Genomic DNA, 21549 nt, shown 5'->3' with positions numbered 1-21549 from the left:
ACGACTGCTCCGGATGCGGCGTCGAGTAACGTCGTGGGCGTTCGTTCGTTGGTCAGCGCTTTGGGTGTGTTAGCAAAAATCAGGCCGGTACCAGGGGACGGGCCGGGGACCTCCGTAGGCCCCCACAGGAGGTCACCGTCCGCAGCGGAGAAGGCCGTTGCAACAGTGATGCTCACCCGGCCCTGCCCATCACTGCGGGCGTCGGAATCCAGGATGACGATCGCTGCTTCGCCTCCGACCTGCGTTGGTACTGTTCCGACGCAGGAGGGGTTGGTGTCCACACGCCAGTCGGTTCCGCTGGCGTCGAAGCCGTAAAAGCTCAGTTTAGAGTGGCCATCCCGGGGGAAGGCGGAACCGATGAAGGTTTCCCGACGACAAACGGGGTGGTGTCGGTCCTTACTTCTGAGGTGATATCAAAGCCTGGGAACAGTCGTCCGCTGTGTGCTGAACCGGACACAGTTGTAGGCGGTTCGCCGACCTCGACAAGCTGAGCGCCGACCCGCTCAGTGACCGGCAGACAAGCTGACACGCCGAGCAAGGCAACCAACGAGATGTGATTGTGTCAACTTGTTTTGGCCCCGGCGTGACGGCGGTAAATGGCCCCACTCAGCTGGAGTTAGCCGAGGGAGCGTCGTTGGTCTTGTAGCTATGCGTGGTTGGTGATGTTCGCTGGAATTAGTCGGGGTAGGGCTTTGACATAGGTGACCATGCCGATGAGTTCGACGAGCGTTTGCGTGACGACGACCAGTGCGACCAGGGCCAGGGGTTCGGGTAGTGCCAGTGCCAGTGGGAGAACGACGAGGGAGTTCCTGGTCGCGCCGCTGAACACCACGGCGGTCGTGCTGCCCGCATCCAAACGAGCGACGCGGGCGGCGAGCATTCCCACGGGGACCATGATGACCAGGAACGCGATGTAGATCGGTATGACCGCGAGCAGTGAGCGTAGTTCCTGCCCGACGCCGACGATTTGGGACCCGATCACGACCGCGAGGGTGAGCATCATGAGGGGAACCATGAGGTTCTGCATGATGTCCATCAGGTGACGAGCGGCCAGGGCTCGGCGTGCCCACCGCTGGGTCAAAGCAGCTGCCACGAGGGGGATGATGATCAGCACGACGAGGGCTTCGATGAAGGGCCCGGGTTCGATGGCTGAGACCAGGTCCGGGCCGATGAAGAGCAGCAGGTAGAGCGGTAGTAACAGCATTTGGGTGAGCATCAGCAAGGGTGCGGCCGCCAGAAGCCGGTCGCTGGATCCGCCGGCCAAACCGGAGAACACGATCACGTAGTCGATGCAGGGTGTGAGCAGGACCATCATCACCCCGATGAGCAGGGCCTGGTCGTGGGCGACGAAGCGTGAGAGGCCGAAGACAACGACGGGCACGATGAGGAAGTTCAGGACCATGACGGTGGCGATGAACCGCCCGTCACGTACGGCTTGACCAATTTTCGCGAAGGGTATTCCGAGGAACGTAGCGAACAGCAGTAAGCCCAGTACTGGGTTGATCGATATTTCCAGTGGTTCAGCGGCTGCTGGGATCAGCCAACCGAAGAGGCCACCGGCGACGATGGCCAGGAGGTAAAGGGGAATTTGGTGTCGTTCCATGCCCTCCACGAGGCGCGTCGTGTTCACAGTCCCAGCCTAGAGGCTGTACCTCAACTGCTGATGGGTCCCCGATCCCTGCCTGCCTTTTATGACGGTGGGGTTGGGTCAGTGGGTCAAATATTGGTTGCGGGTGTGGGCGAGGCGGTAGGAGTCGGTGCCTGTTTCGATGATGTTGCCGCCGAAGGTGAGGCGGTCGACGATCGCCGCGCAGAGGCGTGGATCGGTGAATGTTTTTGTCCACCCGGAAAAGGATTCATTGGAAGCGATGGCGACGGAGTTCTTTTCCTCGCGTTCGGTGAGGACCTGGAAAAGTAGCTCAGCGCCGCGGCGATCGAGTTCCATATAGCCGAGTTCATCAATGCAGAGCAGGTCGACCCGTCCGTAGCGGGCGATGGTGCGGGCCAGGATCTTTTCGTCGGCGGCTTCGACGAGTTCGTTCACGAGCCGGGTGGCGAGAGTGTACTTGACCCGGTAGCCCTTCTCCGCGGCTGCGGTACCCAAGCCGATGAGCAGATGCGATTTGCCGGTCCCTGAATCTCCGATCAGGCATAGGGGCTGACTTTTGCGGATCCAGTCCCCGGTGGCCAGGGAGTTGATCGTGGCCGGGTTGATGTTGGGGTTTGCTTGGTAGTCGAAGTCTCCCAACCATTTCTCCCGGGGGAAGCCGGCGGCTTTGACCCGGCGGATAGAACGTCGCCGGTCCCTGTCGTCACATTCGGCCAGGAGCAGTTCGGCCAGGAATCCCTGATAGGAGAGCTGTTCCTTGTTCGCTGTGGTGATTGCTTCGCCCACGACTGCCCGGATCGTGGGCAGGCGCAGTTGCCGGCACGCCTGGTCGACCGCGGCGACAGCGGCTTCCTCCGTGAGGCCGCGGCGCCGGCGCAATGATTGGGAAACACCAGGAACAGTGGCGGGAGACGCGGTGGGGGTCATGAGATCTGCTCTCTGGATGGTGTTGTGGTGGCTATCGGTGGTTTGAGTTTCAGGAGCTGGTCATACGCGGCCACGGAGGGAAGGCTCCGGTTATCCGCTGGTAGTCCTGCGATGACTGAGGCGGGGTCGGCGAGCCGGCGTTGAGTGAGACTGACAACCCGCGGCCCGACAAGAACGGATGGAACGGCGGGATGACAATCGGGATGGCCCCGCCGGGCTGCGGCTATCCGTGCTTCGACGGCCACCACATCAGCGGTGACCGCGCCCACCGCTAAGGCGGCGGTAAGTCCGGCGACGACGTCGTTGGTGTCCATCGACCGGTGCAGTAACAAGACGTCGATGAGTTCACGGGTGCCTGCTGCATCTCCATCAGTCTTTCGCGCGGCAGCCCAGAACGCTTCATGGGCGCTGGTGAAAGTCCCCGCCGCGCGGGCCCGGGCCAAAGCGGTGGAGCCGGGCAACGCACCCGGCTTGGTTTTCAGCACCTCCAGGTAATGATCCAGGTCAACGCTTTGCCCGCCCGTAGCGACCACGCGGGGATGGACCGCGATCAAGGATCGGCCCTCGAAGACCGCCAGCTCCGACGCCCGCAACGAGACCCGCACTTTCCGGTTGATGAACCGGGCCGGAACAGAGTATTTCGCCATCCTCACCGTGATCATCGAGGAACGATCCACCCGTGGGGTGAGCACCAGCCCGGGATCGAACACTTCGACCGGCAACGAAGAGAGCAGCGGCTTCTCGGTGAGGAAATCGGCGCCGACGGTGCGCAGCCGGTTGCTGATCCTGCGCCGATCATCGGCCTCATCCCATGCCTTGATCTTCTCGTTGAGTTCGGCCAGTGATCCCACGACGGGCATGGGGCTCAGGTGATTGCGGCGGAACCGGCCGACCTCACCTTCCACCCCACCTTTCTCGTGAGCACCTTCGATACCGGGCTGGCAGTAGAAGGCGTCGAAGCCGTAGTGGGAGCGGAACAATGCCCACCGGTCGTTCTCAACCCGGTTCCGTCCCTTCCCGTAAAGGACGCTCTTGATCGCGCTGGTGAGGTTGTCATACCGGATATGCCGGGTCGGGATCCCACCGATCGTGGTGAACGCTTCAATATGCCCCTCGAGGAACGCCTCCTGCCCGCAGGACGGGTAAACCCGGTGAACAGCCTTCCCCGAGTGCGAGAGGCGGAAAACGAAGAGCTGGCACTTGGTTTTCACCCCGTTCAGGATCACCCACACATCACCGAAATCCACCTCCGCTTCAGCACCCGGTGCATGGTCCTGCGGAACGAACACCTCGCGGTGCCGGCCCACCTCAGCATCAATCTCGGCTCGGCGGGCACGCACGTAATCACGGACCGTGGAATACGACACCTCATCCAGGCCATGCTCATCGACCAGGCGGGCAAGAACCCGCCGGGCGGTATGACGCTGCTTCCGCGGAGCCGACACATCCCCCAGCAGCATCGCATCGATCAAAGGCTTAAAGGGTTCCAGCTTCGGGGAAACCCTTACCGGGGTCTTCCGTTCAGGAGGCTCCGCGGATTCCAACGCTGCCCGTACCGTACGGCGATGCACCCCATGACGGAACGCCAACGCGCGGATTGATAAACCCTCCACCCGGGCGTCCCTACGAATCGCTGCGAAAACCTCCACGCGTGCCCTCATCCTTGCCCTCCACCATTGGAAACAAACAGATGATTCCAACGCTGGGGTGGGGCCAACTCAAACCGTCACAAGATGCCCGGCGAGTCGACAAGTGGGGCCACTTCAAACCGTCACACCGGGGCCACTCCAACCTGTCACAGCCAGGCTGCACCGCGTCGCGGGGTTTCTTGGGGAGGAACCGGTGGGTCGGTGCCGGTGTGTCTTGCTGCACGGCGATTTTTCCGCCGATCAGGTCCTCGTGGACCAGCACGAAGTCCGGTTGATCGATTTCGACCGGTGCGGTCTGGGACCGGCGGAATCGGATCTGGGCAGTTTCGCCGCCGATGAGCTGATCAGAGGGCTCCCGGGATCCGGGTCCGTGCCTGTGCTGGATCTGCCGGTTACGGCAGCACTGCTGGCTGGTTACACCGACGGGCACGGGTCATTCTCAGAGCGGCGGGTCCGGGACTGGGTCGCTCTACATGTGCTTCGGCGTCTCAACGAGCCCTTCCGTGCATGCTCACCCCACTGGCGGGAGAGCACCGCGGAGCGGATGAAGCTAATCGAACAACTGTTGGTATAGCAGTGAAACCACCAACCGAGCCAGCGGCAGATCAGGAAAGATCCGCACTCCCCAGCGTTCGTTGGAGCGGTGATGTTGAAAGCTGCACCGTGCTGAGTCATCGGGTGCCGGCGTTCTGCAGCTCACGCAGTATGCGCAACTGTTCGGCGTTGATGGTCATGAGTTGTTCGATTTCTGCTTTCGCCGCGGTGTTCGTTTCGTAATCGTGCTGGGCCATGACGGCCGCGATCGCGTCCTGGCGTTTGGCGGCGATCAGGAGGATCGCTCCCTGTAAACCGGCGAGCATGGAGAGAAACAGGTTCAGGAGGATGTAGGGGTACGGGTCCCAGGCACGTGCTGTCAGAACCACTGAATTAGCGACAGCCCACAGGACCATGAAAGCAATGAACCCACTGACGAAGCGCCAGCTTCCCATGCTGTTGCGCAGCCGATCCGCGGCCCGTTCCCCTTTGGTCAGTGATTCTTTGTGTTTTGCGTGCCAGGTTCGTGGGTGATTGTTCATGAGGCAGTCTAGATCGGCAGACTAGCCCGGTACTGCACGCCTGGAGCCAGCCGTGCATCACTGGGCACGGTCGGCAGCCAGAGAAGAGGTACACCCACAGCGGGTGCAGCGCCGGTGGAACAGGGTGAACCGTGCACTCTCTCTCGCACTTAGCTCGTCCTCAGGTTCTCTCAGCGTTCTCTTAGCGGGTGGGGGCGAGAGTAGTTGCAGGCACCGGGAAACGGGGCCGGACCTGAACGGGAGAGTCCCGGAGGGTTAAGTCCTCACTGAAAGGTAATTGTCATGAACACCACCCCGAAGAACAAGAAGATGCTGGTTGGTTCCCTCGCCGGACTGGCGCTGCTCGGCGGCACCGCCGTTGTTGGTCTGACCGCGGCCAACGCGGCGACCGTCCCGGCTCCGGCTCCCGTCGAGGCGAACCAGGACGCCAACGAGACCGACGAGAAGCAGGAACCGAAGCTCAACGGCTCCATCACGGTTCCCGAGTCGGCGACGGAGCTGTCCGAGGCCGACGAGTCGGCCCAGTACGCGGACCTGGCGACCATCGACACGAAAGCCGCCGAGGACGCAGCCCTTGCCTCGGTTTCCGGGGCGAGCGTAGTCTCATCCGAGCTGGGCGATGAGAACGGGTCGCTGGTGTACGAGGTGACTGTGAAGGACGGCGCCGGAGCTTTGACCGAGGTCAAGGTCGATGCCGGCAACGCCACCGTTTTGGACACCGAAGCCGGTGACGACGAGGGCAGCGAAGGCGCCGAGGACGAAGCCGGGGAGACCGGTGAAACCGCCGATGACCAGAACGGCTCGGACAACGAAGCCGACGGCGAGCAGGACGACGCGCAGGAGGCCGCCGCAACCGGTACCAAATAACCCCCGAAAGGATCCACACCAGAACTGAATAAGACCCCGGCCGCACACCCTGCCCCAACGGTGTGCGGCCGGCCGCGTCCACACCGGAGACACCTACTTTTTCGACCGCTTTCAGGGTTCCTTCAGTAACCCGGGTGCATGCTTTGAACGCGATCGGTAACAGCTCACCCCGGAGGAAAAACAATGATGACTCAACTAGCAGCGGTTGCTGCGGGCAAAGCGGCCGCCGCCCCGTGGTCCGGCTTAACCGACCCCGAAGCGCTCCTGCAAGGTTTGGGTGGTTGGGCGCTCGGGGTGGTGGCGGTCATCGTCTTCATCGAATCGGGGGTGCTGTTCCCCTTCCTGCCGGGCGATTCGCTGATCTTCACGGCAGGCCTTTTGCATGGCAGTCTCGGATTGAACCTTGCGGTGTTGATCGCCGTCATCGTCAGCGCTGCTTTTCTCGGCGACCAGATCGGGTATTGGCTGGGCCGGCGTTTTGGTCGCCGGCTCTTCGCCGATAACGCAAAGATCCTGAAGACCCGGTATCTGCTGAGCGCTGAAACCTTCTTCAACCGCTACGGCGGGCGGTCACTGGTCCTGGCCCGCTTCGTACCGTTCGCCCGCACTTTCGTTCCATTGGCGGCCGGCATCGCACACTACCAGTACCGGAAGTTCCTGCTCTGGAACGCGCTGGGCGCCCTTTTGTGGGGGGCAGGTTTGACGGTTGCGGGGTCCCTTCTCGGTGGTGTCCCTTTCATTGCGGGGCACGTTGATCTGATCGCGCTGGTCATTGTGGTTGCGTCGGTGGTTCCCACGGTGGTGGAGGTGATCCGCCAGGTCCGCCGGAACCGCGCAGCACCTCATTCGACTGGCATCACTGGTGACGATAAGGCTTCTCGCTTCGGCGACGGAGTTTCAACTGCCCGTTCAGGGCGGGACGGGTGACTAGGATGGGCCGGGGAACGGGCGGAGGAGGTTCACTGTGAGAGTTCTGTTGGTCGAGGATGAAAAGGATCTCGCCGAGTCAGTCCGCCGAGGCTTGACGAATGAGGGTTTCGTGGTCGATGTCGCCAACGACGGCGTGACCGGGGCCTGGCTGGCCCTGGAAAACCCCTACGACGTTGCGGTGTTGGACATCATGCTCCCGGGCAAGCATGGCTACCAGATCCTCAAGGAGATCCGGGAAGCAAAGATCTGGACACCGGTGTTGATGCTGACCGCCAAAGACGGAGAGTATGACCAGACGGATGCGTTCGACCTCGGAGCCGATGATTATCTGACTAAACCGTTCAGCTTCATCGTCCTCGTCGCACACCTGAGGGCTCTGATCCGTCGGGGAGCCCCGGAACGTCCCGTCACTCTCGCCGTGGGTTCACTGGTTTTGGACCCGGTCCGCAGAACCGTCGCCCGGCACAACACGCCGGTGGCGTTGACGCCGAAGGAATACGCCATCCTGCACTACTTGATGCGCAGCCATGATCAGGTGGTATCCAAAGCCGAGATCCTCGATAACGTGTGGGATTCAGCTTACGAGGGCAGCGATAACGTCATCGAGGTGTATATGGGGTACCTCCGCAAGAAGATCGACATACCGTTCGGTACGAACACCCTAAAGACGGTACGCGGGATGGGGTATTGCCTGGTCAGTGATGAACGCTAAGACATACCCGCCGGCCGGCGGCGACGGGCGGCGACGGGCGACGTGGGGTGTGCGGAAACAGGCCACGGCAGCTGCGGTCCTCACCCTCGCTGTCGTCCTCGCCGTCGCGGGTATCATTCTGCTGGTCTTGCTGCGGTCCTCGTTGCTGGACAATGCACGCGAACTGGCCATCCAGCACCGCGATTCCGTCCTTGAGCAGGTCGCAGAAGATGACAGCGCCGATGTGACCGGTGATGTCACCGGGACCAACACGCAGATCACCCAGATCTTACGCGCCGACGGCACCATGCTGGCCAGTTCCGATGATTCGATCACGGAATCCTTGTATGAGGGGGGACCATTACGACCCGGACAGAAGTACGTTTCCCCGGACCCCGGCCTGTTCACGCTCACTGATTTCGACGATCACGTCGTTGCAGCGGGCGGGGTTGCAACACCGGACGGTGAGTTCACGGTGGTGGCCGGGGTGCCGACATCGATCCAGCGGGACGCTGTCACCACCGTTGGTTGGTTCCTCCTCGGCGGTGTTCCGGTCCTGCTCGCGCTGGCTGGAGGGTTGATCTGGGTCCTGGTGGGCCGGTCCCTCAGACCGGTGGAGAGAATACGCGCCACCGTCGCAGGGATCACGCGCCAGCATCTCGACGAACGGGTAGAAGTCCCGGCGACCCGGGACGAAATAGAGCATCTTGCGGCGACCATGAACGAGATGCTCGGCCGCCTCGAATCAGCGGACCAGGCCCAACGTCGTTTCGTCACCAACGCAAGCCACGAACTGCGCAGTCCGTTGGCCACCCTGACCACGGCACTGGAGATCGCGGCAGCCGACCCGACCGCGCGTACCTGGTGGGACACGAGCGGGATGCTGCAACTTCAGACCCGCCGCATGAGCTACCTGGTGGAGGATCTGCTCACCCTGGCCAAGCTCGACGATGCCGGCCTGCGGTTCACCATGACCGATGTGGACCTCGACGACGTGCTCGGAGAGGAAATACACCGGCTACGCTCGGTCTCCACCCACACGGTCAACGCCCTTCTGGCTCCCGCCCGTGTCACCGGAGACCCACACCGGCTCGCCCAGGTGTTCCGCAACGTGCTCAACAACGCCGCCCGCCACGCCTCTACCCGGGTCGATATCCACGTCACCACCATCAACCGTGCAGCGGTGATCACCGTAGATAACGACGGCGATACCATCCCCGCCGACCAGCGCGAGAAAATTTTCGACCGGTTCGTCCGCCTGGATGCCAGCCGCACCCGAGAAAGCGGCGGCAGCGGCCTCGGCCTTGCCATCAGCAGGGAAATCCTCCACATGCACCGCGGCGCCATCCACGCCACCGAAACACCCGAGGGTCACACCCGCTTCCGCATCACCGTCCCACTACAAGACACAGCAGATACCCGGCACGCCCTGCTTCTGGATGCTGAGAATAAACCATCCTCGGACGATGCCACATGACACAGGTCATCGATTTCATCATGTCCCTGTCCGGGCCGCTGGTTTACGTCATCATCGGTGCTCTCGCGTTCGGTGAGGCCGCCGCGTTCATCGGGCTGGTCCTGCCGGGGGAGACCGCGCTGTTCATCGGCGGGGTGATCGCCAGCCAGGGTCATATCAACATCTGGATTATGCTCACCGTGGCGATCCTCGCCGCTATTACGGGGGATTCCGTGGGCTATGAAATCGGCAGACGCTTCGGGCCGGGACTGAAAAACAGCCGCGTCGGGCGGTTTGTCGGGGCTGAACGCTGGGTCAAAGGTGAACAGTTCCTGGTCAGGCGTGGGGGCAGCGCGGTTCTGATCGGACGTTGGGTGGGGCTGCTGCGCGCACTGGTGCCCGCGCTGGCGGGAATGGGACGCATGCCGTATCGCACCTTCCTGCTGTATAACAGCATCGGCGGCACCATCTGGGCCACCACCGTGGTCTTGTTGGGCTACTTCGCCGGGCAGTCCTATAAGACGGTCGAGCAATACCTGGGCAGGGCCAGCCTCATCCTCACGTTCGTCCTTGCCGGATTCCTGCTGATCGCGCTCCTGGTACGGTTCGCGGTGCGCAACAACGTCTGGACTCAACGGCAGGTCGACAAGCTGCGTACATCCGGCCCCGCGGCCGCGCTCACCTCGGCCACCCGCACGGCGGCGTCCGGACTGAACACCCGGCAGGGGCTCATCACGGTCGGTGGCGTATTGCTTACGGTGGTCCTGTTCTCCGCCGGGTATACCCTGCTCAGCCGTGTTCCTGCCACCGGGCTGGCCTTGCGCGGAATCAACGAACCGGTTCTCTCCTGGTTCCTCGACCATCAAGACGACGAATTCACCGCCATCATGGCCGTGATCGCCGTCCTCGGGCATCCGGCAGCGATCACCGCCATCATCATCGCCACCACCGCCGTGCTCCCACGCAGCGGCCTTTCAAACGTTCTTGTGCCCGGGGCGATCACCGCCGGTGGCGCGGTCGTGATCACCGCAGCCGGACACCTGGCCGTGGCTGGGACCCCCAACCCAATCCACTCGAGTCAGCTCGGTATCTCGTTGCTCAGTCCCGCGGGCACAACACTGATCTCAGCTGCCATCCTCACCACGACCGCCTGGTTCCTCATCGGCCACGAACACTCATGGACATCGAAAGTGCTCACCCTCGCCGGACTGATAACCACCGGCGGGCTGATCGTCCTAAGCCACCTGTACCCTGCAGTTCAGCAACCCACCGACACCGTCTTTGCCTGGGCCGCAGGATCGCTCTGGGCGTTCACCATCGCCGCCCTGTGGACGGCCGCCCGCCACGTCCCGTCACCTCGCGATGAAACTCCGGTGCAGGAACAAGACTGATGACCTCCTGACCAGTGCCTTACACCAACGGAATACTCGGGGTCCCCTTCTCGGGCGTTCACCCACGCGGACTGCTTCTCAGCTGCGTCTCAGGAACCATGGGTGAAGATGAAGCCGAACGGAAAAGACAGTGACACCGGCATAGAAAGTCGATCGACATGCGACGCACGCAGGAAACCCGCAAGACCCCAGCAGGTAGGAAGACTCTCATCCTCGCCCTGGTCGTCGGATTGAACCTCGCCGGAGCAGGCGCAGCCCTGGCCGGTGACTTCCAGCCTGGCCATCACCAGATCCAGTCATCGACAGCCCAGAATCAACCCGCTATCTCCGGCGCCCCGGCAGGGGCGGTCTCACCGGTAGTCGGTGCTCCTTCGGATGCGGCCAGCGCCCAGTCGCAGGAACCACATACCGAGGTGGAAAACAGGATCCGTGAGGGTGAAGGACGTTCCACCCGCCACATCCACGACTCGACCCTGTAAAGGCGGACCTCGTTACGGACGTTCCGGATCCGACGGCGCCGGCCCTGCCGTGTCCTCCGTGGAACCGCTGGGATTGACGGTGTCGCGGTGCCGGGCCGTCAGGTATAGACGGTGGGCTGTGATGACCAGGGCCAGCCACGCAACACCGAGGGTCCACGCGACCAGCACGTCCGTGAACCAGTGATGGCCCAGGAACACCCGGCTCAAGCCCATGGTGACAGCAAACAGGGCGGCCGCGGTCGTCGTGAGAATTCTGGACTGGCGGGTCGTCTGCCGCAGGATAAGCAGGTAAGCCACAACCCCGGCTATCACGACGGCATTGAGGGAGTGGCCGCTGGGGAAGGACGCCGAATACTCATAGGGTGGGACGGCCTCCGTCAGTGCCGGGCGGGAGCGTCCGATGGATTGCTTGCCGGCAATGGTCATCAGCAGGGAGCCGGCTGCCGCGGTCACGATCAGGATGCCCGGTGTCCATGACCGGCGCCGGACGGTGAGGATACCCAGGGTCGTGAGTGCGAGGATCGGCATGCCGATCGGTCCGCCGAGGTTCGTGTAAGCGGTCACCACTGTGTCCAGCCACGGCGACCTCAGGGTCTGTGCTGCGTCCAGGATCGGATGGTCCAGGGCGGCGACGCCGTCTCCCTCGGTGACCGCTTCGTAGATTTCCGTCGAGGCGACGGTGAGGAGAACAGCGATCAGCGCACCGAGAACATGGGTGAGGATCAGCGCGGCATGCGGTCCCAGCAGACCACTGATCCGGTGCGCCCAGCGGGCAAGGAGCCGCCCCGGCGGCGTGCCCCATTCGGTCAGATCCTGGCCGCCGACGAAGCGATCATCATGGATCTCACCGTCGGGCGGCGCTCCGTCCGGACCGGGGTTTTTGCTCATTTCGTCTGACACCGGGTCATCAACTCCGTCTTCATGGCCGCTGTGCGGCGTTTGGTGGGCAGCCTACGCCCGGGAACTAGCAGGCGGTGAGACGCAGTGACTGTGGGTATCGCCGGCCATGTTCCGTGCAGCGCGGTGCTGCCCAGTTGTTCGCGAGAGAACCGGTTACCGGGTTCCGGTTCCAGTTCCAGTTCCGGCAAGTTTCATCACGAGTTGTAGCCCTTCGGTGCTGCCCGGCCAGTGCTTGGCCAAAGCGTCCGGTCCGGTCCGGCGCAGAACTGAGCGCAGCACCACGGCGACAACGATTACATCGTCCGCGTAGCCGATCACTGGAAAGAAGTCCGGAACCACATCGATGGGCAAGAGCAGATAGACCAGAAGCAGGACCAACTCCACACGGACAACCGGGGACACGGATTTGTCGGCGGCGAGGGATTTGATCATCCGTAGGAGGTCCGGCACCAGCCTCAGCGCATCCTTCATGCCCAGCGTCTGCGGATGATTCCGGGCGTAGACCCAGAGCAGGACCAACAGCACCGCATAGAGGGCTGCGATTCCCCCCAGGGACGTGAGGATGGTCTGCCACCACTCAAGCATTTTCAGCCTCGTTCTTGTTCATAGGTTGCTGAGCCCGAGGCGTTGATCGTCCAGGCAGGGAGACCGTTTTCCCGCAGGGGCGGCGATGGATCTGCGGCAGGTGCACCGTGGGCCCTTGGCGGCGGGCATGGTCAGCCAGATGAACCGCTGAATGTTGTTGTAGTCCCCAAAGTCCAGCACGCCTCCGTGGATTTTCGGGGCGAGGTCGCTGCTGACACTGAGGTTGATAGCCGAAAAATCATGCCGCTGGTCGGCGGCGCTACTGGTTGGTATTCGCTGCCCGTCCGCTTCGGTCTCGGGCACGGGGGAGAGTGCGCTGAAGACCGGTTTGCGTGGCAGGACAAGGGAAAAGTACAGGCCCTGTGAGCGGCAGCCGCCGGGCCCCTGGTAGCAGTGCAGGGTGCCACCGAAGACGCCGATCATTTCCAGCGCATCAGCAGTGACCTCGAACGTGTACCCGCGCGGGAGAGTGGCCTGCGCGGCCGGGAACGGGCGGGGCATCTGAATCTCCTGCTCTAACAATGCGACTGTGCGGTTCGGGGATTCAGGATGTTGCCGCCGGTGCGTTCGGTTCACGAGTGGTCCAGACAGGGATAGTCAGCACCGAACCAACGTGGGGGACACCTGCCCGTAGCGCGGCTTCCACCGCACGGCCTTGCTCCTGCACCGCGCCCACCGACGACGACGTGGCAGGAAAGGAGGCCTCGACGTGGAGTTTATGTCCCATCCAACGCATGCGGACCGAACCCCCTGGTGCACATGGCTCGATGGCCTGTTCTGCCTGGTCCATCAGGACAGGGTCCACCCCGTCCATCAGACGGCGGCCGATGTCCCTGGCCGTTCCCCACAGCAGCACCCCGATCGCAGCGGAAATGAGCAGACCGATAATCGGATCCGCCAGCGGGAAGCCAAGCCAGACCCCAGCGACGCCGAGCACCACCGCCAGCGAGGTGAATCCATCGGTCCGGGCATGGACGCCATCGGCAACCAGGGCAGCGGAACCGATCTGCCGTCCGACTCGGATCCGGTAGATCGCCACCAGCTCATTGCCAGCAAAACCGATCAGCCCGGCGGCCAGCACCCAACCGAGATTATCCAGCGGCTGAGGATTGAAGAACCGGCGAATCGACTCAACGGCAGCGACCACGGCAGATAAGGCGATCATCGCGACGATGAACAGCCCCGCCATGTCCTCAGCCCGCCCATAGCCGAACGTGAAGCGGCGGGTCGCCACCCGGCGGCCCAACAGAAAAGCAATCCACAACGGGATTGCAGTCAACGCATCCGAGAAGTTGTGCACCGTATCCGCTAACAGCGCCACCGAACCACTGATCAGCACAACAAACAGCTGGAACAACGCCGTCGCACCCAAGCCGAGCAGCGAGATCTTCACCGCACGGATACCCTTGGCGCTGCTCTGTAGGGCATCATCAATCGAATCAGTGGCATCGTGGCTATGCGGTACAAACAACCCATGCAGTACACCGCGCAGGCCCGACGGGTGCTCATGACCATGACCGCTGCCGTGATCATGCTCAGGACCATGGTGCCCATCGGCATCATGATTGTGAGCAGCCGAATGGTCGTGCGGAACTCGCCGGCTCATTGGTTCGCCTCTGCATCTTTGTGATGGTGCAAAGGCGTGCCTCCCAGGGCGTGTTCGGCCTGGAAGATAGCATCCCTGACGAGCTGGCGGGCATGCTCGTTGGCCAAACGGTAAAAAACCTTTGTGCCTTCCTGGCGGCTGGAAACCATTCTGGCCAACCGCATCTTCGCCAAATGCTGAGACACCGCCGCCGGAGACTTATCAACGATGTCCGCCAGATGATTGACCGAAAGCTCCCCATCCCGCAGGGCAAGAATCAACCGGACCCGGGTCGCGTCGGCAAGCATGGAAAACACCTCCACCGCCAACTCAACAAACTGGCTGTCAGCCTCCCGACCACACATTCTACTATCTGCATTCATGCGCAGATTATTGCATATAATTCTGGGACCCTACACGCTTGGTACAGTCCACCGGGGACAACAGCGAACGCATCACAGTTGAATCTCCGACGCCGGACGACGTACGAGGGGCCGCTCGTTGGAGTAGGAGTTGGAGGTCGGCGGGCGACCATAGCACCCAGCACGCCTAACGCGGTGGACAAAACCCTGCATCGGTATTGGATGATGGTGACATTGTGAGTTTTTGTGCCTACCGGTGTGTAGGAGTGACATTCGCCCGGGTTAGCCCACATGTACCCAGGGGCGCCGGGTAACGTCTGGCTCAGCTTCGCGCAGGACCTCCCGGGTGACCGGGGCGATCTCGCCTTCTCCGATGACGAGGAATTTGAGAAGGTTCACCAGTGGGTCACCCTCCGTCCAGCGGAAGTACACGTGGGGCATGAGTCCGGTGATGTCGCGGATGTGGAGCATCACTGCGGCGATGGTGTTGGGCACGTTTGAACTGTGGACTTCGAGGATGCGGTAACCGTGGCGGGTGACGCCCCGGACGAGCAGGTGGGTCTCGAAGTCTGATGAGTCATCAACCATGACCTCGATAAATAAGGGCTCGTCCGCGGGGGTGAGGTGGCTGACGCTGCAGGCATGTTCCAGTTTCCGGCGGTATGCCGCCGCGCTCAACCGTTCGGGTTCATGAGCGATAAGCGTGATCTGTCCGGAATCCTGCGCAGCGACGAAGGAGAGCGCTTCATCGTCGAGTGTGATTGAGGCGGCACGCAGTTCGAACGCTCGCCGGGCCCGCGACACGAAAGACACCACGACGATGCCGAGGATGAACAGTGCTGCGATGCCGGCGCCGTCGGGACGGTCCCAGACGTTCGCGAGGGTGGTCCAGATGAGAATCAGGGAGATGACACCAAACCCCAGGGAGGCGATGCGCTGGCCGCGGCGGCGGGCCGATAGCGTCACGGCCACCGACGCCGAAGTAATCAGCACCAGTACGCCAGTAGCATAGGCGCCCGCCTGCGCGTTGACGTCGGCCTTGAACGCAATAGTCACCACGGCGGCCACGACGGTGAACACAATCACCATAGGTCGGACAGCCCGTGCCCAGATCGGAGCCATGCCGTAGCGCGGGAGATACCGGGGTACGAGGTTGAGCAGACCGGTCATAGCGGAGGCACCGGCGAACCAGAGGATGGCGATAGTGCTGATGTCGTACAAGGTTCCGAAGCCCTCCCCGAGGTACTTGTGTGCCAAATAGGCCAGCGCCCGCCCGCTGGCGGCGCCTCCCGCCTCGAACTCGGCCGCGGGGATCAGCAGGGTCGTGACAAAGCTCGAAGCAATCAGGAAACCGCTCATAATCCATGCCGCTGCCGTGAGGAGCTTTTGGGCGCCGAGGATCCGCCCCTGGGGGTTTGAAGGGGTGTCGCCTGGGGCGCCTTCGATTTGGGGCATGACGACGACGCCGGTCTCGAACCCGGAAAGCCCGAGCGCCAGGCGGGGGAAGACCAGCAGGGCGACGCCGATCATCGCAAGCGGATTGCTGTGCTGTGCGGTGAGTACGGTCCACCAGTCACCGATGGGCTGCGGGTGTGCAGCCACCTCCGCCGCGGCGACCAGAACAACCACAAGATTCAGGAGAAGGAAAACGGCGACAAGGGCAACAGCGATGCCGATCGCCTCACGGAACCCCCGGAGGAAGACCGCGGCAAGGAGCAGCAGGAACCCGAGGGTGACTACTACCTCTTGGCCATGCAGCCACGACGGCGCGAAGGGGTTTTCGATGAGGTGGGCGCTGGCATCGGCGGCAGAGAGGGTCATGGTGATTGTGAAACTTGTCGCCGCGAACCCGAGGAGAACGAGGACGAAGATCTTTCCCTTCCATTTCGGCAGAAGCTTCTCCAGCATCGCGATGGACCCCTCACCGTGGGGACTCTCCCGGGCCACCCGCTTATAGATCGGCAGCGCACCGAACAGTGTGACCGCAACGAGGATCAGAGTTGCAACAGGGGAGAGCGCGCCGGCCGCCGCAGCTGCGATAGCCGGCTGATACCCGAGGGTCGAGAAGTAATCGACACCGGTCAGGCACATGACTTTCCACCACGGCTGCACGGAGGAACTTCTGCCCGGCTTGACGGGTCGCTTCCGCTTGCGCTGATTCTCATCATCCAGCAGCCAGTGGCCGAGCCTGCGGGTACGGCGGGACTGGGCGAGATGATCTATGAGTGTGCTCACGAGCCCGAATGTATGCCCGGTTTCCTAGGCGATTCACGTTCCTTGATGAGTTCTTAACGCCTGTTCATCAGAAGCGGGCAAAGTCACCCCTCTAAGCCTCGCGTTACTAACCCCGCTACGGACAGTCCCGCAAGGAAGGCCGACTGCACCAGATCCATCAACGCCGTGATTAGCAGCAGGGCACCGAATCCCTGACGTATGGGCCGTTATCGGCGTCCTCATAGTCCTCGGCACGCATGATGCAGTAAAGATAGCCATCCCACATCGGCAGGTTCGGAGTCCTCCCGCGCCTTCGACGGCCAGAGGGATTACCCAGGCGGTGGCTCTCCCCGCGTTCCTAGGGCCTCCCTAAACTTGCACGATCCAACGATGTCATCCAACGCCTGAGGTGCCTCAAGCAATTCACAAGGTCAGCGTTAGAGGATGAAAGGTGCTCGAACATGAGCAGGGGTCGGTGGGACAGGGAAGGAAGTCATGTCTGTTTCACGCCGGCATGTGTTGCAATACGCGGGCGCTGGGATCCTCGGAGTCGCGGCCTTGGGCGTGCCACTGAATACGCTGCAGGCCAAGTCGGCCAGCCGGTTGGCCGCAGCAAACATGCCCAAACCCTTTCAAAGTCAGCTGAAGATCCCACCCGTTCTGGCTCCGGAAAGAACCGTCCTTGATAGCGCTGGAAGACGGCTCAGCTATTACAGGATCCGGCAAACACCCGGGCTGGCCAGCATCCTTCCCCACTTCACGACGCCTGTCCTTGGCTATAACGGCATCATCCCCGGGCCGACGATCAGCGTCGAACAGGGGACCAAAATCAGTCTGCGGATGGACAATCTGTTGCCGCTCGTCCATCCGCAGTATGGCCACGTTCTGAACACCTCCACCCATCTGCACGGTTCAGCGTCGCTGCCCCAATTCGACGGGTACGCCAGCGACCTTACCCCTAAAGGGCTGTGCAAGGATTACGAGTAACCCAACTTTCAGCCGGCACGGACTCTCTGGTACCACGATCATGCGGTTCATAAGACTGCGTGGAACGTGTACTCAGGGCTGGCGGCTCAATACCACTTGCATGACCCGGTTGAACGGGCGCTCCTGCCGCAGGGTCGATTTGATGTTCCCTTGACCGTCTCTGATGCCATGTTCGCTGCCGACGGCTCTCTCGCTTTTGATGACAATTCCCAATCGGGTTTGTGGGGCGACGTGATTCTGGTCAATGGTTCCCCCTGGCCGGTGATGAAAGTTCAGCGGCGGATTTACCGGTTCCGGCTCCTCAACGCTTCAATCTCCCGGTCCTACCGGTTCTCCCTGAGTACGAAAGACCCGGTCACTGTGGTTGCCACGGATGGCGGGCTGATGCCAGTTTCTCAACAGGTGTCCTCTTGGCGTCATGGAAGCGCTGAGCGATACGAAGTCCTGATCGACTTCTCGAAGTACCTATCCGGTACACGGATCGAGCTGAGGAACCAGTCCAACAAGAACAATGTGGATTACGACTTCACTAACCGCGTGATGGCTTTCGATGTGACGGAGGAACCGGTGAATATCGCCGACCCTTCGTGGAGGACCATCCCGACGCTGCTCGCGTCGAGTACGGCAATGGACCTGAAAGCGGGTCAGGCGCTGAAGACGAGGACGATGCGCGTGAAACGGGACAACGGCCGGTGGACGATAGCGGGGACAACCTGGGAAGAAGTCGTCAACAGCAACTATCAGAAGGTCATCGCCGATCCCGACCTGGATGATGTCGAGATCTGGCAGATCGAGAACAGTTCCGGCGGCTGGTTCCACCCAGTCCACATCCACCTTGTTGACTTTCAAATCCTCAGCCGGAACGGAAAGCCACCGTTCCCCTACGAGCGCGGACCCAAGGACGTCGTCTATGTTGGCGAGGACGAAACGGTGCGGTTGCTGATGAAGTTCGAGCACCACCGGGGCAAGTACATGGTGCACTGCCACAACCTTCCCCATGAAGACCACGACATGATGGCCCAATTCAGCGTCGGCCTCAAGAAGGGCGACATCGATCCCAACGACCCAATAACAGCTGCACCAGCCCACTTCGAACCCGACTGACACTGCTGATCACCAACTACGCTCAGGCCGCGAGCTGCCCCACAAGGGATTGAAGGATCGCCGGAACCGATTGCTGCGCCCAACGCGACGGACAAGAGACCCTAGCAGGGGAACGGCCATGCGGTTACGCCTAATCGTGGTGGGACGAGGGTTCTTCGCTCTGTCTGAGGAGGCACCGTACGCGGCCAGTACTCCGAACGGCATCGCGGCGAGCCAGGCTACCCACGCGAGTTATGGTAGGCGCGCCACCCACTCATCGCTGCTCCCCCCGAAGCAGTAGGTGAACGAGCCGAAACGTTCCACGCAAATCCTTCGGCAGGCTGTCTTCGGTCCGGGCTATGGCCGTTCCGGAAGGAAGGGAACCTGCTTCGTGCCGACGACACCTATAAGGATTTCCCAAGCAGGCCCGGTGAAACTGACCCGTACGGGGAGAGTGCCCCAACAATGGGGGGCGCGAGGGAGGGTCAGACATGTCAGTCGCGGTGCGTAGTGGTGTGATTGTTGGTTTAGCTGCCGCCGCGCTACTCGGGATGCTATGGGCCTACAGCCTTGGCGCCGGCGCGGAGCAAAACGTCTTCAACCCGGGAGGGCAGACACTGCTGGTCATGTTCACGGGCGCGAAGCTCCTCTTCAATCTAGCCGCTGCCTGCACGATCGGTTCCCTGATACTCGTACGCTTCGCGCTGTCTCCGGCAGAACCTGCTTATAATACCGGCCTACGGTTTGTCGCCTTCGCGACCACCGTATGGACGTTGGCGGCTGCCCTGCTGAACGTGATGAACTTCCAGCTCGTTGGTGGCGTATCCCTGTTCTCCGCAAGGTTTCTACCGGACTTCATAGCGTTTTCAACAACTGCGGAGGCGGGCCGGTCCGGTCTGCTGAGCTTCGTGATCGCGGCGTCCGTGTGCGCGTTGAGCTTTGTCATTCGCAGGCGAACCGCGGTCGCAGGAACCGCCGTGTTGGCGTTTACGGGTTTACTGCCACTAATCCTTAACTCCCACGCTGAGGGGGCAGGTGATCACGCCGACAACACGATGTTCCTGGTTCTGCATGTGGGTGCCGCGACCGTCTGGTTGGGGGGCCTTGTGGCGGTTGCCGTGCTTCATCGTGTCCTGGCGCCCGAGCGGTTAGGCACTGTGGTGGGAAGGTATTCCACGCTCGCTTTGGGGGCATTCGTCGTACTGGGTTTCTCGGGTTCCCTCATGGCGTGGGACCAACTGGGCTCCCGTAGCAGCCTGGGGACAACCTACGGGGCGATTGTGGTGGCCAAGACGGCCGCGTTCGGGGTACTCGGGATTTTCGGTGCGGTACACAGACGAAGGGTTCTGAAGCAGCTAGAGCGTGATCCCCGGCAGGGGACACGGCGTTTCATGCTTCTTGTCGTGGTGGAATTAGCGGTGATGGGTGCCGCGTCGGGGTTGGCTGCGGCGTTGGCCCGGACGCCGGCACCACCGTTGGAGTCTGCTCCGACCGACGGGCCGCTTCCTGCACCGGACGGTTGGAGCTTCATGTCGGAGTGGACCATCGACCCCCTGTGGGCACTGGTATGCGGATTCAGTGCCGTTATTTACCTGGTGGGGGTGCGCAGGATTCGGCGGGCAGGAGAGAACTGGCCGGTCCACCGGACGATGTTTTGGCTGATCGGCATCGCCGCCCTCTTCACCATCACCAACGGCGGCATCCATGTCTATCAGGCATATTTGCTCAATTTCCATGTGCTGACTCAGATGCTCCTCAGCACGCTTGTTCCGCTGCTGCTGCTACCGGGCGCCCCGCTGGAACTTGCCACCCGTACCATCCAGACCCGATCCGACGGAAGCGCCGGGGGTGCGGAGTTCATACAGACCATCGTCCGGCCAGCAGTGGCTGCAGCCGCCGCAGCACCTTACGTCCCGGTTCTTGTCATAGCCGGTTCCCTGGTCACAACGTATTACACGCCCCTGCTGGAATTTTCCGCACTCGATCAGCCGGGCTACGCGCTGATGACCTTACTGGCGCTGGCCTCCGGCTGCTTTTTCACGGCAGCGTTGGCGGGCGCATCGCCGGGTGGCCGGCACCTGTTGAAGAAACAGCTGGCCGCACTGGCGGGAGCGGTGGTGTTGTATGGCGTCTATGGGTGGGGATTATGGACCCAAGGCGAAGCATTGGAGGGCGCCTGGGCCCAATCCGTACGACCTTGGGGGCCACTGCCGGTGTTTGCCCCGAAAACTGCCGGTGTGACCCTGTGGGTCATCGCTGGCGGAACAATCGCTGTGCTCGCCGCCATCACCGTTCGGCGGAAGCCCGCCGGCAAGGGCGTCTCACCCGAACCGGATATCACCAGGTCGTCCCAGGGAGGGGCAGGGATCAATTCCGGAGACCTCGCGGCAACGCAGATTGATCGCCGTGTAACGGCGCAGGGAGCGCGGCAAGATTAAGGACTGGGACCTAGGGCGTGTCTGCTAAATATCCGGCTTGTCGTGTTTGAAGCTGGGTAGATGATTCGTTCGAATGTGATTTCAGATGAGTTGTGGACGGTTATCGAGCCGGTCCTGCGGACTGCACCTGGCCGACGGGGCCGGCCGTGGAATGACCACCGACTGACACTGGAGGGCATCTGCTGGCGGTTCCGCACCGGTTCGCCGTGGCGGGACCTGCCAGCCGAGTTCGGTGCCTGGCAATCGGTATGGGAGCGGCACCGGCGCTGGTCGGCCGACGGATCTTATGAGCGGATGTTCACCGCAGTGCGGGACTCCAG

22 protein-coding genes are annotated in these 21549 nt (G+C 62.2%); 11 read left to right on the top strand and 11 right to left on the bottom strand.

Going from position 1 to position 21549, the window contains the following annotated elements:
* The 4 genes from BLS52_RS17215 to istA all read right to left on the bottom strand — a co-directional run.
* The coding region (locus BLS52_RS17215; RefSeq protein WP_217636791.1) for a hypothetical protein at window positions 1-281 on the bottom strand (281 nt) is incomplete at its 3' end.
* Between the two features lie 365 nt (window positions 282-646).
* Window positions 647-1603, bottom strand: a complete 957-nt coding sequence (locus BLS52_RS17210; RefSeq protein ID WP_090588360.1) for an arsenic resistance protein — start codon at window positions 1601-1603, stop codon at window positions 647-649.
* 105 nt (window positions 1604-1708) lie between these two features.
* Entirely contained in the window at window positions 1709-2536 is an 828-nt protein-coding gene (gene istB, locus BLS52_RS17205) for an IS21-like element helper ATPase IstB (protein WP_090588358.1), read from the bottom strand.
* Window positions 2533-4197, bottom strand: a complete 1665-nt coding sequence (gene istA / locus BLS52_RS17200; protein WP_090588356.1) for an IS21 family transposase — start codon at window positions 4195-4197, stop codon at window positions 2533-2535. The genes istB and istA overlap by 4 nt, the downstream gene beginning before the upstream one ends.
* Before the next feature lie 46 nt (window positions 4198-4243).
* On the opposite strand from istA, the gene BLS52_RS18915 reads away from it, so the two are divergent.
* Window positions 4244-4759: a phosphotransferase family protein gene (locus tag BLS52_RS18915; RefSeq protein WP_342707475.1), complete on the top strand. Its 516-nt coding sequence runs from the start codon at window positions 4244-4246 to the stop codon at window positions 4757-4759.
* 97 nt (window positions 4760-4856) lie between these two features.
* On the opposite strand, the gene BLS52_RS17190 is transcribed toward BLS52_RS18915, so the two are convergent.
* Entirely contained in the window at window positions 4857-5261 is a 405-nt protein-coding gene (locus tag BLS52_RS17190; protein ID WP_026544896.1) for a DUF1003 domain-containing protein, read from the bottom strand.
* A 282-nt stretch (window positions 5262-5543) separates the two neighbouring features.
* Between BLS52_RS17190 and BLS52_RS17185 the strand changes: the two genes are divergently transcribed.
* The 6 genes from BLS52_RS17185 to BLS52_RS17160 all read left to right on the top strand — a co-directional run bounded on the left by BLS52_RS17185 (window position 5544) and on the right by BLS52_RS17160 (window position 11075).
* The gene (locus BLS52_RS17185) at window positions 5544-6128 is read left to right on the top strand and encodes a PepSY domain-containing protein (protein ID WP_051470610.1); all 585 of its coding nucleotides are present in this window, start codon (window positions 5544-5546) and stop codon (window positions 6126-6128) included.
* 183 nt (window positions 6129-6311) lie between these two features.
* A complete protein-coding gene (locus BLS52_RS17180; RefSeq protein ID WP_084033575.1) occupies window positions 6312-7055 on the top strand; it encodes a DedA family protein in 744 nt (247 codons plus the stop codon).
* Window positions 7056-7092: 37 nt separating this feature from the next.
* A complete protein-coding gene (locus tag BLS52_RS17175; RefSeq protein ID WP_026544897.1) occupies window positions 7093-7770 on the top strand; it encodes a response regulator transcription factor in 678 nt (225 codons plus the stop codon).
* A complete protein-coding gene (locus tag BLS52_RS17170; RefSeq protein ID WP_090588353.1) occupies window positions 7760-9226 on the top strand; it encodes a sensor histidine kinase in 1467 nt (488 codons plus the stop codon). Before BLS52_RS17175 ends, BLS52_RS17170 begins: the two co-directional genes overlap by 11 nt.
* Window positions 9223-10596: a DedA family protein gene (locus tag BLS52_RS17165; protein ID WP_090588351.1), complete on the top strand. Its 1374-nt coding sequence runs from the start codon at window positions 9223-9225 to the stop codon at window positions 10594-10596. The genes BLS52_RS17170 and BLS52_RS17165 overlap by 4 nt, the downstream gene beginning before the upstream one ends.
* Before the next feature lie 158 nt (window positions 10597-10754).
* The gene (locus tag BLS52_RS17160; RefSeq protein ID WP_026544898.1) at window positions 10755-11075 is read left to right on the top strand and encodes a hypothetical protein; all 321 of its coding nucleotides are present in this window, start codon (window positions 10755-10757) and stop codon (window positions 11073-11075) included.
* Between the two features lie 12 nt (window positions 11076-11087).
* Here the strand turns inward: BLS52_RS17160 and BLS52_RS17155 are convergent, their stop codons facing one another.
* The 6 genes from BLS52_RS17155 to BLS52_RS17130 form a co-directional block, all read right to left on the bottom strand.
* Window positions 11088-11963: a phosphatase PAP2 family protein gene (locus BLS52_RS17155; protein WP_051470612.1), complete on the bottom strand. Its 876-nt coding sequence runs from the start codon at window positions 11961-11963 to the stop codon at window positions 11088-11090.
* 165 nt (window positions 11964-12128) lie between these two features.
* The gene (locus tag BLS52_RS17150) at window positions 12129-12560 is read right to left on the bottom strand and encodes a DUF1232 domain-containing protein (protein WP_026544899.1); all 432 of its coding nucleotides are present in this window, start codon (window positions 12558-12560) and stop codon (window positions 12129-12131) included.
* A gap of 18 nt (window positions 12561-12578) precedes the next feature.
* The gene (locus BLS52_RS17145; protein ID WP_026544900.1) at window positions 12579-13061 is read right to left on the bottom strand and encodes a hypothetical protein; all 483 of its coding nucleotides are present in this window, start codon (window positions 13059-13061) and stop codon (window positions 12579-12581) included.
* Between the two features lie 43 nt (window positions 13062-13104).
* Window positions 13105-14166: a cation diffusion facilitator family transporter gene (locus tag BLS52_RS17140; RefSeq protein ID WP_090588350.1), complete on the bottom strand. Its 1062-nt coding sequence runs from the start codon at window positions 14164-14166 to the stop codon at window positions 13105-13107.
* A complete protein-coding gene (locus BLS52_RS17135; protein WP_051470613.1) occupies window positions 14163-14528 on the bottom strand; it encodes an ArsR/SmtB family transcription factor in 366 nt (121 codons plus the stop codon). Before BLS52_RS17135 ends, BLS52_RS17140 begins: the two co-directional genes overlap by 4 nt.
* 261 nt (window positions 14529-14789) lie before the next feature.
* On the bottom strand, window positions 14790-16598 hold the full coding sequence (locus tag BLS52_RS17130) for a hypothetical protein (RefSeq protein WP_026544902.1): 1809 nt from the start codon (window positions 16596-16598) through the stop codon (window positions 14790-14792).
* A 618-nt stretch (window positions 16599-17216) separates the two neighbouring features.
* On the opposite strand from BLS52_RS17130, the gene BLS52_RS18910 reads away from it, so the two are divergent.
* The 4 genes from BLS52_RS18910 to BLS52_RS17115 form a co-directional block, all read left to right on the top strand.
* Window positions 17217-17708, top strand: a complete 492-nt coding sequence (locus tag BLS52_RS18910) for a multicopper oxidase domain-containing protein (protein WP_245702924.1) — start codon at window positions 17217-17219, stop codon at window positions 17706-17708.
* A gap of 66 nt (window positions 17709-17774) precedes the next feature.
* Window positions 17775-18812, top strand: a complete 1038-nt coding sequence (locus tag BLS52_RS17125) for a multicopper oxidase family protein (RefSeq protein WP_245702923.1) — start codon at window positions 17775-17777, stop codon at window positions 18810-18812.
* 470 nt (window positions 18813-19282) lie between these two features.
* Window positions 19283-21229 (top strand): bifunctional copper resistance protein CopD/cytochrome c oxidase assembly protein, encoded by a 1947-nt coding sequence (locus tag BLS52_RS17120; protein ID WP_090588348.1) that lies wholly within the window; start codon window positions 19283-19285, stop codon window positions 21227-21229.
* Between the two features lie 60 nt (window positions 21230-21289).
* The coding region (locus BLS52_RS17115) for a transposase (protein WP_139186314.1) at window positions 21290-21549 on the top strand (260 nt) is incomplete at its 3' end.

The sequence above is a fragment of the Arthrobacter subterraneus genome, assembly GCF_900099735.1.
Lineage (GTDB): Bacteria > Actinomycetota > Actinomycetes > Actinomycetales > Micrococcaceae > Arthrobacter_D > Arthrobacter_D subterraneus.
This window is presented reverse-complemented; position numbering and strand designations above follow the sequence as displayed.